The sequence below is a fragment of the uncultured Novosphingobium sp. genome (assembly GCF_964277725.1).
GTDB lineage: Bacteria > Pseudomonadota > Alphaproteobacteria > Sphingomonadales > Sphingomonadaceae > Novosphingobium > Novosphingobium fluoreni.
In genome coordinates, this window is sequence record NZ_CAXYKL010000202.1 from 33,656 (window position 1) to 48,236 (window position 14,581).

The 14,581-nt window shown below is 65.3% G+C and carries 14 protein-coding genes; 9 read left to right on the forward strand and 5 right to left on the reverse strand.

What is annotated here, in order from left to right:
• Positions 1–9 precede the first annotated feature (9 nt).
• The 3 genes from ACHWRX_RS11590 (at position 10) to ACHWRX_RS11600 (ending at position 4,140) form a co-directional block, all read left to right on the forward strand.
• Positions 10–927 (forward strand): hemolysin family protein, encoded by a 918-nt coding sequence (locus ACHWRX_RS11590; RefSeq protein WP_394659329.1) that lies wholly within the window; start codon positions 10–12, stop codon positions 925–927.
• Positions 928–973: 46 nt separating this feature from the next.
• Positions 974–1,858: a LysR substrate-binding domain-containing protein gene (locus ACHWRX_RS11595; RefSeq protein ID WP_082667966.1), complete on the forward strand. Its 885-nt coding sequence runs from the start codon at positions 974–976 to the stop codon at positions 1,856–1,858.
• Between the two features lie 86 nt (positions 1,859–1,944).
• The gene (locus ACHWRX_RS11600; RefSeq protein ID WP_394659330.1) at positions 1,945–4,140 is read left to right on the forward strand and encodes a prolyl oligopeptidase family protein; all 2,196 of its coding nucleotides are present in this window, start codon (positions 1,945–1,947) and stop codon (positions 4,138–4,140) included.
• Between the two features lie 163 nt (positions 4,141–4,303).
• Here ACHWRX_RS11600 and ACHWRX_RS11605 read toward each other — a convergent pair whose 3' ends face one another.
• Both ACHWRX_RS11605 and ACHWRX_RS11610 read right to left on the reverse strand, forming a co-directional pair.
• A complete protein-coding gene (locus tag ACHWRX_RS11605) occupies positions 4,304–5,419 on the reverse strand; it encodes a hypothetical protein (protein ID WP_394659331.1) in 1,116 nt (371 codons plus the stop codon).
• Positions 5,420–5,491: 72 nt separating this feature from the next.
• Positions 5,492–5,947: a peptidylprolyl isomerase gene (locus ACHWRX_RS11610; protein ID WP_058737489.1), complete on the reverse strand. Its 456-nt coding sequence runs from the start codon at positions 5,945–5,947 to the stop codon at positions 5,492–5,494.
• 148 nt (positions 5,948–6,095) lie between these two features.
• Between ACHWRX_RS11610 and mgtE the strand changes: the two genes are divergently transcribed.
• Positions 6,096–7,523: a magnesium transporter gene (gene mgtE / locus ACHWRX_RS11615; RefSeq protein ID WP_082668084.1), complete on the forward strand. Its 1,428-nt coding sequence runs from the start codon at positions 6,096–6,098 to the stop codon at positions 7,521–7,523.
• A gap of 29 nt (positions 7,524–7,552) precedes the next feature.
• Complete coding sequence (locus ACHWRX_RS11620; RefSeq protein WP_183617915.1) at positions 7,553–7,960, forward strand: DUF1489 family protein; 408 nt, start codon at positions 7,553–7,555, stop codon at positions 7,958–7,960.
• Positions 7,961–8,016: 56 nt separating this feature from the next.
• Here the strand turns inward: ACHWRX_RS11620 and nudC are convergent, their stop codons facing one another.
• The 3 genes from nudC to mutY are packed head-to-tail and all read right to left on the reverse strand — an operon-like array spanning position 8,017 to position 11,275.
• Positions 8,017–8,910, reverse strand: a complete 894-nt coding sequence (gene nudC, locus ACHWRX_RS11625; RefSeq protein WP_058737487.1) for an NAD(+) diphosphatase — start codon at positions 8,908–8,910, stop codon at positions 8,017–8,019.
• 2 nt (positions 8,911–8,912) lie between these two features.
• Positions 8,913–10,214 carry a serine hydrolase domain-containing protein gene (locus tag ACHWRX_RS11630; RefSeq protein ID WP_394659332.1) on the reverse strand — a complete coding sequence of 434 codons (1,302 nt, stop codon included), beginning with the start codon at positions 10,212–10,214 and terminating at the stop codon, positions 8,913–8,915.
• 2 nt (positions 10,215–10,216) lie between these two features.
• Positions 10,217–11,275 carry an A/G-specific adenine glycosylase gene (gene mutY, locus ACHWRX_RS11635; protein WP_394659333.1) on the reverse strand — a complete coding sequence of 353 codons (1,059 nt, stop codon included), beginning with the start codon at positions 11,273–11,275 and terminating at the stop codon, positions 10,217–10,219.
• Positions 11,276–11,304: 29 nt separating this feature from the next.
• Here mutY and ACHWRX_RS11640 point away from each other — a divergent pair, with 29 nt between their 5' ends.
• From ACHWRX_RS11640 to ACHWRX_RS11655, 4 genes are all read left to right on the forward strand, one after another.
• The gene (locus ACHWRX_RS11640; protein WP_394659334.1) at positions 11,305–11,907 is read left to right on the forward strand and encodes a DUF721 domain-containing protein; all 603 of its coding nucleotides are present in this window, start codon (positions 11,305–11,307) and stop codon (positions 11,905–11,907) included.
• Positions 11,904–12,584: a DsbA family protein gene (locus tag ACHWRX_RS11645; protein WP_394659335.1), complete on the forward strand. Its 681-nt coding sequence runs from the start codon at positions 11,904–11,906 to the stop codon at positions 12,582–12,584. Before ACHWRX_RS11640 ends, ACHWRX_RS11645 begins: the two co-directional genes overlap by 4 nt.
• Before the next feature lie 112 nt (positions 12,585–12,696).
• Positions 12,697–13,452, forward strand: a complete 756-nt coding sequence (locus ACHWRX_RS11650) for a thioredoxin domain-containing protein (protein WP_394659336.1) — start codon at positions 12,697–12,699, stop codon at positions 13,450–13,452.
• Between the two features lie 24 nt (positions 13,453–13,476).
• Positions 13,477–14,581: AAA family ATPase (locus ACHWRX_RS11655; RefSeq protein WP_394659337.1), on the forward strand; the 1,105-nt coding region annotated here is incomplete at its 3' end.

The window sequence follows — 14,581 nt, forward strand, 5'->3', positions numbered from 1 at the left end:
AATCACACGATGGCCGAAAATGGCCGGCATACCGACACTGCGTCGGGAGAAGGGGACAGTAGCGGCACGCTGTGGCGTGTCATCCGCAAGATGTTCGTATCAGACGTCGACCAATCGCTGCGCTCGCAGATCGAGGACGTCATCAACGAGCATGAGGGTGAGAGCAGCCAGGACCAGACCGGCGACCTTACGCCGCTGGAACGGCAAATGCTGCGCAACCTGTTGCATTTCAGCGAACACGATGCCGACGACGTGGCTGTGCCACGCAGCGACATCATCGCCATCCCCGCTGCGGCGACATGGGACGCGGTGGTGGAATCCTTCGCTGAGCATGGCCACAGCCGGATGCCGGTCTATGGCGAATCACTCGATCAGATCCTGGGCATGATCCACATCAAAGACGTGTTCCCCATTCTGGCGCGTGGCACCGAGCCACCGGCGGACTGGACGACGTTGCTGCGCCAGCCGCTGTTCGTGCCCCAGGCGCGCGGCGCGCTGGACGTGCTGGCTGACATGCGCGCCAAGCGCATCCATCTGGCCGTGGTGATCGACGAATATTCCGGCACCGACGGGATCATCACCATCGAGGACCTGGTCGAGGAGATCGTGGGCGAGATCGAGGACGAGCACGACGACGCCCCCGAAATTCTGTTGGTATCGCTGGGCGATGGCATGTGGGATGCCGATGCCAGACTGGAACTGGACGAGGTTGCCGACAAGATCGACCCCCGCCTGGCCGAAGTGGAGGAATCTGTCGATACGCTGGGCGGTCTCGCCTTCGTGCTGGCCGGGGAAGTGCCGCAAGTCGGGACGATCCTGGAACACAGCAGTGGCTGGCGCCTGGAAGTGACGCAAGGGAACGAGCGGCACGTCTCGCGGCTGCGGCTGCATCCGCCGGTCGCCGTTGTTGAAAATGAGCCCGAATAAGTTGCGCCGCGCCGCCGCTTCATCGACAAACGCCTAGAGACACGACTTGGTAGTACGCCGCCTTCCCCCCTTGCGCGCCCTTGAGGCTTTCGTGCGCGTGGTTCGCCTGGGCTCCGCCAAGGCCGCCGCGAACGAACTTGCCCTCTCGCCGTCCGCCCTGTCGCGGCGGGTGGCGGCGCTGGAGGATTTCACCGGCAAGCGCCTTTTCACGCGCCAGCATCAGGCGATGAAACTGACGGACGAAGGCCAGGCGTTCTACAATGCCATCGCGCCCAAGCTGGAGGAACTGGCCGAGGCGGTGGAATCACAGATCGACAGGGGACAGGTGCTGCGCTTGCATCTGGGGGTACCATCGCTGTTTGGCAGCCAGCGGCTGTTCCCCCGCCTGCCCGAACTGCGCAAGTTGCACCCGCGCCTGCACATCGACATCGAGACCGCACCCAATCTGGAAGGGCAAGTCGGCGATTCGCTGGATGCCGCGATCATCCTGGCCAAGCTGCCCGACCCCTCGCTCTATTCCGTGCAGCTGGACCACAACCGCATCTACGCCATCGTCTCGCGCGAGATCGCGGCGGAACTGGGCGACGTGCCTGATCGCGCCAAGCTTTCCCGCCAGACGTTCCTGATCCACAACGACCTGCCTGACAGCTTCGACGCGTGGAAGGTGGCGGTGGGGATGAAGAAGCTGGAGCCCGCTTCGGTCGACCGGTTCAACTCCGGCCAGCTGGTGCTGGAAGCGGCGGCGCAGGGCCTGGGCATCGCCATCATGCACGACGATCACTTCCGCCGCGCGGGCGATGAACGGCTGGCGGTGCTGTACGACATCAATGTCGAAAGCCCCTACCGGTACTGGTTCATTTGCCGTCACAAAGACCTGGAAGCACGGCCGGTAAAGATCTTCCACGAGTGGCTGCTGAACGCCGGGTTATAGTGCGCCCGCCGCGCCGATACGCCACTTTCGATTTCGACAGGTCGAGCGTATCGTGCGCTGTGTTCAAAACCACAGGGGAGTATTTCATGGCCCGTCGTCCGCTTTTGGCCAGTCTGTTCGGCAGCGCCGCGATCATTCTGCTTACGGCCGCCGCGCCACCCCCGCCCCCCGTTTTCCCCACCGGCCAGACGACCGACACCATCCAGGGCCAGCAGATTGCCGATCCCTATCGCGAGCTGGAAAACGCCGCCGATCCCAAGGTGAAGGCGTGGAGCGACGCGCAGAACGCCCGCACCCGCGCTTATCTGGATAATTTGCCCGGCCGCGCCGCCATTTCCGCAAAGCTGACGCAGATGTTCAAGGACCGCTCAGCCGCGTTCTCCGGTCTGGAGCATCGGGGCAACCGCACTTTCGCCGCCTACACCGATCCGGCATTGCAGCAGACGATGCTGGTCACCCTGAACGGCGCCGCCGATCCCGCCACGCGCAAGCCCCTGGTCGATCCCAACACGATGGACCCAAGCGGCCATACCGCGATCGATTGGTACGTGCCCTCGCCTGACGGCAGCAAGGTGGCCGTATCCATCTCTCAGAACGGCAGCGAAGATGGCACGCTGCACATCTACGACGCGGCGACCGGCAAGGAGATCGAAGCGCCGATCGATCGTGTACAGTATCCCACTGCCGGCGGATCACTGGCTTGGACGGCGGACGGCCAGGGCTTCTGGTACACCCGCTTCCCCGATCGCAAGACCAGCCCGGAAAGCGAGTGGCACTTCAACCAAAACGCCTATCTCCACCGGCTCGGCACCGCCGCGGCCACTGACAAACTGGTGCTGAGCGACAAGGACGGCATTCCCCGCACCGCTGAAATCTTCCTCAGCAATGCGCAAGGCGGCCAGGCGGCTCTCGCGTCCGTGCAGTGGGGCGATGGTGGCCAATGGCTGCACTATGTGCTCTCTCCCGATGGCAAGGCCACCAAGATCGCCGAATATTCCGACCGTGTGATCGGCGGTGCGGTGATCGCCAAGGACGGCACCGTCTACGGTGTTTCGCGCAAGGACGCGCCGATGGGCAAGGTGGTGAAGCTGGCCGCGCCGTACACCGGCGGCTTCGCCAAGGCGCAGACGATCATCACGCCGCGCACCGATGCCGCGATCGTCGACGGCGGCCAATCCGATGCGCCGCTGGTGCTTGGCGAAGGCAATCGCCTATTCGTGACGCGCATTGCTGGTGGCCCGAACTCGGTGGGCATCTACGATCTTTCCGGCAAGGACCTGGGCGCACTGGACGTGCCGCCGATCTCTTCGGTCAGCAACATCGTCGCCCTGCCCGGCGGCGACGTTCTGTACGACGTCAACGGTTATACAGAGCCGCCGCACTATCTGCGCTGGAACGCAGCGAGCAACAAGTCCGCCGCCACCGCGATCAAGATGACCACGTCGGTCTCCTACGCCGATACCGACGTGAAGCGCATTTTCGCCACTTCGAAGGATGGCACCAAGGTGCCGGTCACGCTGGTGATGAAGAAGGGCACACAGCTGAACGGCCAGAACCCGCTGCTGCTTTACGGCTACGGCGGTTACGGCGTGAACATGACGCCCGGCTTCTCCGCCGCGCGCACCCGCATGCTGCTGGACGGCGGCGTGATCTATGCCCTGGCCAACATTCGCGGCGGCGGCGAATATGGCGAGACCTGGCACGAGCAGGGCATGCTGACCAAAAAGCAGAACGTCTTTGACGACTTCACCGCCGCCGCCGAGGATCTGATCAAGCTGGGCTACACGAGCCATGACAAGCTGGCGCTGCAGGGCGGCTCCAACGGCGGCCTGCTGATGGGCGCGCAGATCACGCAGCACCCCGGCCTTGCCAAGGCAGTGGTGAGCCAGGTGGGCATCTACGACATGCTGCGCGTGGAACTCGATCCCAACGGCGCGTTCAACATCACCGAATTCGGCACGGTGAAGGACCCTGCGCAGTTCAAGGCGCTCTATGCCTATTCCCCGCTGCACCACGTTACCAAGGGAACGGCTTACCCGGCGGTCCTGCTGATGACCGGCGCGAACGACGGGCGCGTGAACCCCTTCCACTCGCGCAAGTTCGCTGCAGCGCTGCAAGCGGCAACTTCATCCAAGGCGCCGATCCTGCTGCGCACCTCGGAAAGCTCGGGCCATGGCCAGGGTTCGTCGCTGAACGAGGTGATCGCGCAGCAGACGGACGTGACGATGTTCCTGTTCGATCAACTGGGCGTGGACGCGGTGAAGGCGGCGACAGCGAAGTAGCGGTCGCCCCTCAGCTGGGAAACCAAGCTTTCGTCGCCCAGGATTGGATCCGGGGGCCCGCTTCTTCTGCCATGCTGGTCGCGATAGAGGATAAGCGGGATCCCGGATCAAGTCCGGGATGACGGGCGGGGGAATTGGTGACGTAGCGGGGGAACCGCCCGCCTTACTTCGCCTGCGGCGTCGCCGTCGGCTCCGGCACGGGAGCGGGCTGCAGCGCCGATTTATTGCGGCGCTCCCGCCGGATCGGCCCGGCTTCCTTGGCCGCTTTTTCTCGCGCATCCAGCTTCGCCGCCTGGGCCTTGACCTGGGCATCGGCATCAGGATCGGGTGGCAGGCCCCAGCGCAAGTTGGCGACCTCACCCTCTGGCTGGATAAGCTTGTTCGTGGCGATAGAGGCCTTCGCCCCGGCGTCGCCCTTGCCTGCGATCCAAGTGACGCAGGCGGCCAGATCGCGAATCGCGTGGGCTTTCACCCCGCCCTTGGTGGGGCGGCAATTGATGACCAGCATGTCCTGGCGCACCGGCATCGAGCGATTGCGCAGCACTTCCAGAATGTCACCCCGCTCTGAAATCGCGACGCGACGGTTGGCGTTGGGCTGGATCAGCGTGTAGCGCGGAGACGTGTTGAATACATAGGCATCCACGCCCGGGTTCTCCAACGAGACCTGGATCGCGATCGCGCCGCCCAGAGAATGCCCGGTTACCGCGATCGGCACGTTCTTGCCACCTTCGGCGTCCAGCTTCGCCCGCTCTTCGCGGTAAAGCGCCAGCCCTTGGTCGCGCTGGGTGCTGCCGAGGTTACCATAGAACCAGTCGGCCAACTGCTTGCTGTCGGTGCCGCGAAACGCGATCACGCGCCGTTCGAGCGCACCGGCGGCGTTGCGCTTGTCGTAAATGGCGTAATTGAAGCCATGGGTCTTCAACTTGCTTTCGGCCTTATGGATCGGCTTCAGCTTTTCCTTGGCCGCCTTGTCGCCACGTGATGCCGCCCGTTCCAGATCGCACACGTCCTGTGTGGGCAAACGGCGGATCACGGTGTAGCCGGCGGGCAGCTCGAAGATATCGTTGCTATCGCAATAAGCATTGGTCGCCAGTTGCCCGTAAGGCCACGAAATGGTGGCCGTGTCGCGCGTGAACCCGCACCAGCCGCCATCCTGATCGACGCATGGGCCATGCGATTGCGTCAGGTCGGGCAAGGCGCGCGTCACGCAGCCGCTCAGACCAAGCGCAAAGGCCACCACGGCGAGCAGCCGAACCTTGATGTAAGATGTATTCCCCATGGGTGACGCTCTGCCACAGAGCGTCACCTGTAGGAAACATGTTTCAAATACTCAGCCGAGTATCAAAATCGCTCAGCCTTCGCTGACGGTCGCCTTCACGATCTTGCCCGGCTCACGCGGGGGCTCACCCTTTGGCAGCGCGTCGACATTCTCCATGCCTTCCACGACCTGGCCCCAGACGGTGTACTGCTTGTCGAGGAAGGTGGCATCGTCGAACACGATGAAGAACTGGCTGTTGGCCGAGTTCGGCGCGCTGGTGCGGGCCATCGAGCAGACGCCGCGAACGTGCGGCTCGGCATTGAATTCAGCTTTCAGGTCGGGCTTGTCGGAGCCGCCCATGCCGGTGCCGTTGGGGCAACCGCCCTGCGCCATGAAGCCGTCGATCACGCGGTGGAACTTCACGCCGTCGTAAAAGCCTTCGCCGGCCAGTTCCTTGATCCGCTCGACATGCCCGGGGGCGAGATCGGGGCGCAGCTTGATCTTCACGTCACCGGTGGTGAGTTCAAGGTTCAGGTATTCGTCAGCCATGGGGCTCTCCTCAGGGATTTGCGCGCGGGATATAGGGGCTTGCGGTAGAATGTCACGCCGTAGCCGATCTTGCCTTTTTTCCTGACGGTCACGCTGCAACGCACCAACGCCGGTTGCTTTTCGGGGCTAGCCGCTTAGACCCCGCCCTATGGCAGCCGAGCATCTTGAGGACGAACAGGTCCACAGCGTCATCGCTGAGGAGACGTCCCAGGAGAACGAGCACCATGACGAGGACAACCGGCTGAAGCCCGAGTTCCTGCGCGCCGTTCGCGAAGCGTTGGACGAGGAAGACTTCGAGCGGGTCTACGACTTGGTCGAACCGCTGCACCCGGCCGACATCGCCGACTTGTTCGAGCTGTTCGACGAAGACCAGCGCCTCGATCTGGCGCGCGCTATCCGCGACCTGATGGGCGTGGAGGTCATCGCCGAACTCAACGACTGGGTGCGCGAAGCCCTGATTGAAGGCCTCCCGGCCGACGTCGTTGCCGATATTGCCGAGCAGCTCGACACGGACGACGCCGTCGCCATGATCGAGGATCTCGATCGTGAGGACCAGCAGGCGGTCCTGGCCGAGCTGGACCCCGAAGACCGCGCCGCGATCGAGGCCGCACTCGCTTACCCGGACGAGTCCGCCGGCCGTTTGATGAGCCGCGATTTCGTCGCGGTGCCCGAATCGATGTCGGTGGGCGATCTCATCGATTTCCTGCGCGAGCAGCGCCACCTGCCGACGGACTTCTGGGAAGTCTTCATCGTCGACGCGATGCACAAGCCGGTCGGTACGTGCGCGCTATCGTGGATCCTGCGCACCCCGCGCTCAATCCCGCTGTCAGACGTGATGAAGCGCGAACAGACGCTGATCCCGGTGATGATGGATCAGGAAGAGGTCGCGCTGCGCTTTCAGAAATATGCGCTGATCTCCGCCGCCGTGGTGGACGAGGCCGGGCGATTGGTCGGCCAGATCACGGTCGACGATATCGTCCACATCATCCAGGAAGAAGCCGGCGAGGACGCCCTGCTGCTGTCCGGCGCAGGCGATGGCGACATCAACGAGCCGATCCTGCTGACGGTGCGCACCCGGCTGATGTGGCTGGTGATCAACCTGGGCACGGCGATGATCGCGGCCTCCGTCGTGGGGTTGTTTCAAGGCGCGATCGCCCGGCTGGCGCTTCTGGCGGTGCTGATGCCGATCGTCTCGGGAATGGGCGGCAATGCCGGCACGCAGACGCTGGCGGTTGCGGTGCGTGCACTGGCGACGAACCAGCTGACCAGTTCGAACACCCGGCGTATGATCCTGCGCGAATTCCGCATCGCCCTCACCAACGGCCTGGCGCTGGGCACGCTGATCGGCACGGGCACGGCGATCATCTTTGGCATGCCGATGCTGGGGCTGGTGATCGCGATGGCCATGCTGATCAACAATCTGGTCGCGGGCCTGGTCGGCATTCTCGTCCCGGTAACCCTCGATCGATTCGACATCGATCCGGCCGTCTCCTCCGCCGTATTCGTGACGACGGCGACGGACACGATGGGCTTCTTCAGCTTCCTGGGCCTGGCCGTACTTATGGGCCTCGCCTGAGCGGATCGGCGTACCTATCTGAAGCTGCGATGCCGCTTCACATGACCAAGATCGCCTACAGCGCCGAGAGCCCCGCCAGCCTCAAGGCGTGGCTGGAAAGCCACCAGACGGCAAATGGGGGCGAGGCTCTGCTGACCACCCGCTACCTGCCCAAACGGCATGAGGAGATGACGGGCGGATCGCTCTACTGGATTTTCGAGCATACGCTGATCGGGCGCTCCCCGCTGCTGGGCTTCATCCAGCGCGAGGATGGGCGCTGGCATATCCGGCTTGAGCCGCGGTTGATCCCGATCCACACCCGCCCCCGCCGCGCACATCAAGGCTGGCGATACCTGGATGGACAGGACGCGCCCCCCGATCTGGGCGACGATGAAGATGCAAGCGACGTGCTGCCGCCCCGCCTGATTGGCGAGCTGGTACGGCTGGGGCTGGTCTGAACGGGTTCCGCACCTCCCGTTCGTGTCGAATCAAGCGCTGACTGGGTTGTGGCAGGTCAGCCCCGATCCAGCCACCACCGCATCAGCACGTTGGCAATCGCCGTAGTGGGCGGGGCGCCAAAGGCCTTGCCCATGCCCCCCTCATTGGCGGCGTCGATAGCCTCGGCCACGTCATCGCGCGTGAACCACCGGGCATCGTCCAACTCGGTCCTGTCGATCGTGATCGCGCCGTCGTCAGCATAGGCGTGGCAGCCGATCATCAGCGAGGACGGGAACGGCCAGGGTTGGCTGGCCACATACGTCACATCGCGCACCCGCACGCCCGCCTCTTCAAACACCTCGCGCGCGACGGCTTCCTCGATCGTCTCGCCCGGCTCCACGAAACCGGCCAGCGTGGAATAACGGCCCGCCGGGAAGCGGGGCTGGCGGCCCAGCAGCACTTGCCCCTGATGCTCGACCAGCATGATCGTCACCGGGTCGGTGCGGGGAAAATGTTCGGCCTTGCAGGCGGGATCGGTGCACGTGCGTTGCCAGCCGCCCTTGTCCAGCCGAGTGGGATGACCGCTCACCGCGCAAAAGCGGTGGCGCGAATGCCAGTTCACCAGCGCCCGTGCCGCGCCATAAAGCGCCAGTTCCTCCGGCGGCAGTACGGACATCGCCTGCCAGCTGCGCGGCCCAGCGAACAGCATCCCGTCCGGCGATCCGGCAGGCACTTGCACAAAGCAGCCCCGCCCATCGCGATCTGGATCGATACCCAGGAAGATCAGCTCCGCCTCGACAGGTACGTCGGCCACCGATGCCCAGGCAAGGTCGCCCTCCTCGGTCATCACCGGATCGAGACCCTCCATGCGCAGCAGGCGGCCTTCCGCATGCAAGGCCTCGATCGCGGCGGGGTCGGAGCGGATGTGGTCGGCGCGATCGATCCGCGATCCGGCAAAGGCGATAGGCATGCTCAGCGCTTCTCCAACAGGGCCATGACATCGGCTTTCAGCGCGGACTGGAATTCGGGCAAGAGGTTAGTCGCATCCGCAGGCATGAACTGCGCGAAAATCTGCGAGCGCAAGCCGCGCACCATGTCGACCATGCCCACTGTCCCGGCCGCACCCGCCCAGCCGTAGATCCCGGCCTCCGCGCCAAGGCCAACGCGTCCACCCGCGGCAAAACCGCCGACCGGCCCCATGATCGCCGGGCCAGTGACACCTTTGGGCAGCAAGTTCGACGCGCCCAGCCGAACGGCCTTTTCAGGCAGGATACGCCTGCCGTCGATCTGGCCGAACTGCGCCAGCATCCGCAGGAAGCGGTCATAATCGCGCGGCGTGCTGACCAGACCCGCACCACCGAACGGCGCGGCGGGCTTTTCCAGAAACAGCGACTTGTTACCCTCATCGATGGCGACGAAGATGCCCTGGATCACGCCATAGTTGGTCGCCAGCCGCCCTGCATCGGCACGGGGCACCTGAAACACGGTGTCCTTCATTCCGGCGGGGCCAAAGATCGTCTGCTGCAGGTATTGGTCGAACGCCTTGCCGGTCACCACTTCAATCACGTGGCCCATCAGGTCCAGCCCCATCGAATAGCTCCAGCGGGTGCCGGGATCATTGACCAGCGGCACTTGCGCCAACGCATCGGCAAAGGCCTTCAGCCCCTGGATCGAGCGGGCGCGGGTGAAACCGTTGATCGGCAGCCGCGTGACCTGGCCCGGAATCAGGCCCCTTTCCTGCATCATTTTCACGATCGGCCCCTGTTGCACGATCGCATAGCCAAGCCCCGAGGTATGCGTCAGCAGATGACGCATGGTGATCGGGCGCGGCGCGGGGTGCAGCGCGGTAACGGAGCCGTCATACGTGTTCTGGACCATCATGTTCCGGAACTGCGGCAGGATTTCATATACCGGCTGGTCCAGCCCGATCTTCCCTTGCGCAATCAAGCCCATCGCCGCCATGCCGGTGATCGGCTTGGTCATCGAATAGATGCGAAACAGCGTATCGGGCGTCATCGGATCGGGATCGGTGAAGCCCTGACTGCCAAGCGCGACGAACTCTGTCGCCTGCCCCGGCCGACCCAAAGAGGCCACCAGACCAGGGAACTTGCCCGGACCCACCCAGCGGGTGATCAGCGCTCGCACATTCGCCATCAGGTCCGGACGGGTGGCCGCTTGCGCCAGGCTGGGGAGCAAGGCGCCCAGCCCCGCCGCCGCGCCCAACTGCAACAGCGCACGGCGATGGATGACGGCTTCGAACAAGGGGGACGGCATGGTCAGGCATCGACTCCGGTTGTGGCCAGCGCGAGCCGCACGGCCTTGGCGAACAACGTCGGCAACCCGGCATCGGCCAAGGCGTCCACTGGCCACCATTCGCCGCCATCAGCGCCCGGACTTACCGTTTCGTTCCCGCGATAAGTGGCCACGTGCAGATCGAGCCCGAAGTGGGTGAAGCCATGGCTGACGACGCCGGCGGGCTCCCATGCGCCTTCTAGCGGAGCCTTGCCGCTGCCATCCTGTCGCGAGCTCCAACCATCGTCGGGCAGCGCGCGCATCCCGCCCAGCATTCCCTTGCCGGGGCGGCGCACCAGCCAGACCGCGCCCTCTTGCTCGATCCAGAAGGCGCGGCCCTGCCGCTGTGGGCGCGCCTTCTTCGCGGCTTTCACCGGAAAGCGCTCCGGCTCACCCGTGCGGCGCGCAACGCAGACGGTGGACAGCGGGCATAGCAGGCAGCGCGGGTTGCGTGTCGTGCAGATCGTTGCCCCCAGATCCATCATCGCCTGCGCGAAGTCTCCGGCCCGCTCATCCGGCGTGATCGTATCGGCGTGGCGGCGGATCGATGGCCGCGAGCCTGGCAGCGGCTCCTCGATCGCGAACAGGCGCGAAACCACGCGCTCCACGTTGGCATCCACCACCACCGCCCTTTGCCCAAAGGCGATCGCGGCCACGGCGGCGGCAGTGTAGGCCCCCAGCCCCGGCAGCGCGCGCAGGCCGTCCTCGGTTTCCGGAAATGCACCGCCCCGCGCCGACACCTGTTGCGCGCAGGCCAGCAGGTTGCGCGCCCGCGCATAGTATCCCAGCCCCGCCCATGCGGCCATCGCCTCGCCCTCAGGCGCATTCGCCAGATCGTGCACCGTGGGCCAGCGGCGGGTAAATTCAGCGAAATAGGCCTTCACCGCCGCCACCGTGGTCTGCTGCAGCATCACCTCGGACAGCCAGACGCGATAGGGATCGGGCGCACGGCCACCGGGCGGTGACCGCCACGGCAGCTTCCGCGCGTGAGTATCGTACCAGGCGAGCAAGTCGGCTGCGACATCATGCGATCTGGCGTCCATCTCTCCGCTATGGCATTGGCGGCGACGCAATGGAACGGCCCGAACGTGTGACAGATCGCAAGACCGGCAAAGCGGGGCCCGATACGCCCGCTCGCGCCAAGAAGGCGGGCGGCGTCGCCCCCAAGCTCAAGCCCTACGAACGTCCGCGAGGCGGGCAGGCGCGTGCAATCAGCGATCTGATGCCCGAAGTGGGCCGCACCGCGTTTCGGCGCTTCGGCTTCGTCCAGTCCAGCGTCGTCACCCGCTGGCCGGAAATCGTCGGGGCGAAGCATGCCCGCATCTGCACGCCGGAATCGATCCGCTTCCCACCGGGCGAAAAACATGACGGCATCCTGCAACTGGTGGTGGTCCCCGCCCATGCCCCGCTGATCCAGCACGTCATCCCCGAGATCATAGAGCGCGTGAACCGCTTTTTTGGATACAATGCCGTCGCCCGCGCCAAGATCCGGCAAGGTGAGGTAAAGCCACCCGCCACTACTACCCCCAAGACCACGCCGCCCTCGCTCAAGCCTATCCCGATGGAGCTGGGCGAATCGCTGCGCGATATCGGCGACCCGGAATTGCGGGCCGTGCTGGAATCCCTCGCCCGCAGCATGGGCGCGGCCAAGGACAGGAACGAGGACAAGACGTGATCCACCGCAGCATCCGCCTCACCGCTCTTTTCGCCGCAGCCACGCTTGGCATCGCGGCCTCGCCCCCGCACCCCAACTGGAACGCCACCGTCGGCACCGCCGCGCAAGGGGCCTACACGCTGGGCAATCCGGCGGCAAAAGTGAAGCTGACCGAATACGTCAGCTATACCTGCCCCCACTGCGGGCACTTCCACAAGGAAGCCGATCCGCGCCTGCGCCTGACTTACGTTCCGCAGGGCAAGGTTTCGGTGACGGTGCAGCAAGTGGTGCGCAATCCGGTGGACCTGACGATCGCGATGCTGACCAACTGCGGCGATCCCAAGGGCTTTTTTCCGCGCCACAACGCCTTCATGGGCGCGCAGGACCAGTGGCTGGGCAAGCTGGAGACCTTCACCTCCGCGCAGACATCGCGTTGGTCCAATGGCGAGGTGCCCACGCGGTTGCGCGCCATCGCATCAGACCTCGATTTCTACGCGATCATGGCCCGCTTCGGCCGGTCCCGCCCGCAAGTGGACGTCTGCCTGGCCGATGGCGCGGTGATGAAGCGCGTGACCAGCCAAACCGAAGCCGCCTCTGCCGCCGGGGTACAAGGCACGCCCTCCTTCGCCATCAACGGCGAGCTTCAAGACGCGCATGACTGGGCATCGCTCGCCCCGCTGATCGACGCCAAGCTTTAACCGCCCCCATCAACCGCGAACTGTGGAGAGCCCGCGTCTGTGCCACTCGTCGCGCTTTGCTCCCGCCGCGCTCTGCGCTAGCGCAGAGCCTCTTGTGAGAAGGACCGCCTGCATGCCTTTCCGGATTCGCACTCTTGCCCTGTCCGCCGCGGCGTTGCCATTCGCGCTCGCGCTGTCTGCCTGTGGCGACAAGAAAGCCGAAGGCACCGGCCCCAGTGGCGAACCGGTGGCCAATGTGGCTCCGCCTGCGGGCAAAGCCTGGACCGACATCGTCAGCAAGACCGACGAAGGCGGCTATCGCATGGGCAACCCGGATGCGCCGATCAAGCTGGTGGAATACGGCGCGCTCTCCTGCTCGCACTGCGCGGAGTTCGCGAAGGAGAGCAACGAGAAACTACAGGGTGACTACATCGCCAGCGGCCGGGTCAGCTATGAACTGCGCTACTTCATGCTGAATGCGTTCGACGTCCCCGCCTCCCTTCTGGCGACGTGCGGCACGACCGAGGCGGTGATCCCACTGAGCGAGCAGTTCTGGGCCTGGCAGCCCAATATGTTCAACAACCTGCAAGCCGCTGGCGACGCCAAGTTGCAGCAGGCGGCGGCGCTCCCGGCCAACCAGCGCCTGCAGGCCATCGCCCAGCTGGCGGGCATGACCGACTTCTTCGCCGCGCGCGGCATCTCGCGTGATCAGGGCGCTGCGTGCCTGGCTGATACCGCCAAGGCCGATTTGCTCGCCAAACAGACCGAAACCGCTTCCACCAAGTACAACGTCAGCGGCACGCCCACCTTCTTCATCAACGACGCGTCGGTGGGCACGGCGGACTGGGCAACGCTGGAAGGCAAGCTCAAGGCCGCAGGCGCGCGCTGATGCGCCGGGATAGCTGAGACGGCGATGCACTTCCGACGGCTGAAGCTCAGCGGGTTCAAGAGCTTCGTCGAGCCGGCGGAACTGCGCATCGAACTGGGGCTGACCGGTGTCGTCGGCCCTAATGGCTGCGGCAAGTCCAACCTTCTGGAAGCCATCCGCTGGGTCATGGGCGAAAGTTCGGCCAAGTCCTTGCGCGGCGGCGGCATGGAAGACGTGATCTTCGCCGGCACCGCAAGCCGTCCGCCTCGCGCCTTTGCCGAAGTGGTGCTCTCGGCCGGAACCGCCGCGGGCGAAGACCTTGAAGTCGTGCGCCGGATCGAGCGTGGCGCGGGCAGCGCCTACCGCGTCAACGGGCGGGACGTGCGGGCCAAGGACGTCGCGCTGATCTTCGCCGATGCCGCCACCGGCGCGCATTCGCCCGCGCTCGTCAGCCAGGGGCGCATCGCCGCCGTCATCAACGCCAAGCCGACCGAACGCCGGGCGATGCTGGAAGAGGCCGCCGGGATCGCCGGCCTGCACGTGCGCCGCAAGGATGCGGAAACCAGGCTGCGCGCCACCGAGACGAACCTCGCCCGGCTGGACGATCTGATGGCAGGGCTCGACAAGCAGGTCGCCAGCTTGCGGCGTCAGGCTCGCGCGGCCGAGCGGTATCGCGCGATCTCCGACCAGATCAGGGTGGCCGAAGCGCGCCTGGTCTTTGCCCGCTGGCGTGACGCCGCGGCCGCCGCCGAAGCCGCCCGCAAGGACGCGGAGGCGGCGGAAGCGCGAGTCACCGCCACGCAGCAGGCCGCGCGAGACGCCCAGGCGTTGCAAGCCGTTGCAGCCACCGCACTTGCCAAAGCGCGTGATGACCTGGCGGACCGGCGCGACGATGCCAACGCGCACGGCCATCGCATGACCACGCTGGTGGGCAAGCTGGAAGCGGCGCAGCAGCGCCTGAACGATTTAGACAGACAACGCTCCCGGCTGGAGCAGGACAGTCGCGATGCGGATCGGCTGACACACGATGCCGCGCAGGCGCTCACTCGGCTGGAGCGTGAACTCGCCGACACAGCCGAAAAGCTGCAAGTGGCCGATACCGGGCGCCCCGCTTTGTCGCTGGCTCTCGACCGGGCAGAAGCCGCATCGC

What these genes read in the sequence shown, in the direction of transcription:
- ACHWRX_RS11590 (WP_394659329.1), top strand. Translation starts at nt 10, where the DNA reads ATGGCCGAAAATGGCCGGCATACCGACACTGCGTCGGGAGAAGGGGAC.
- ACHWRX_RS11600 (WP_394659330.1), top strand. Translation starts at nt 1,945, where the DNA reads ATGGCCCGTCGTCCGCTTTTGGCCAGTCTGTTCGGCAGCGCCGCGATC.
- ACHWRX_RS11605 (WP_394659331.1), bottom strand. Translation starts at nt 5,419, where the DNA reads ATGGGGAATACATCTTACATCAAGGTTCGGCTGCTCGCCGTGGTGGCC.
- ACHWRX_RS11610 (WP_058737489.1), bottom strand. Translation starts at nt 5,947, where the DNA reads ATGGCTGACGAATACCTGAACCTTGAACTCACCACCGGTGACGTGAAG.
- mgtE (WP_082668084.1), top strand. Translation starts at nt 6,096, where the DNA reads ATGGCAGCCGAGCATCTTGAGGACGAACAGGTCCACAGCGTCATCGCT.
- ACHWRX_RS11620 (WP_183617915.1), top strand. Translation starts at nt 7,553, where the DNA reads ATGCCGCTTCACATGACCAAGATCGCCTACAGCGCCGAGAGCCCCGCC.
- nudC (WP_058737487.1), bottom strand. Translation starts at nt 8,910, where the DNA reads ATGCCTATCGCCTTTGCCGGATCGCGGATCGATCGCGCCGACCACATC.
- ACHWRX_RS11630 (WP_394659332.1), bottom strand. Translation starts at nt 10,214, where the DNA reads ATGCCGTCCCCCTTGTTCGAAGCCGTCATCCATCGCCGTGCGCTGTTG.
- mutY (WP_394659333.1), bottom strand. Translation starts at nt 11,275, where the DNA reads ATGGACGCCAGATCGCATGATGTCGCAGCCGACTTGCTCGCCTGGTAC.
- ACHWRX_RS11640 (WP_394659334.1), top strand. Translation starts at nt 11,305, where the DNA reads ATGGAACGGCCCGAACGTGTGACAGATCGCAAGACCGGCAAAGCGGGG.
- ACHWRX_RS11650 (WP_394659336.1), top strand. Translation starts at nt 12,697, where the DNA reads ATGCCTTTCCGGATTCGCACTCTTGCCCTGTCCGCCGCGGCGTTGCCA.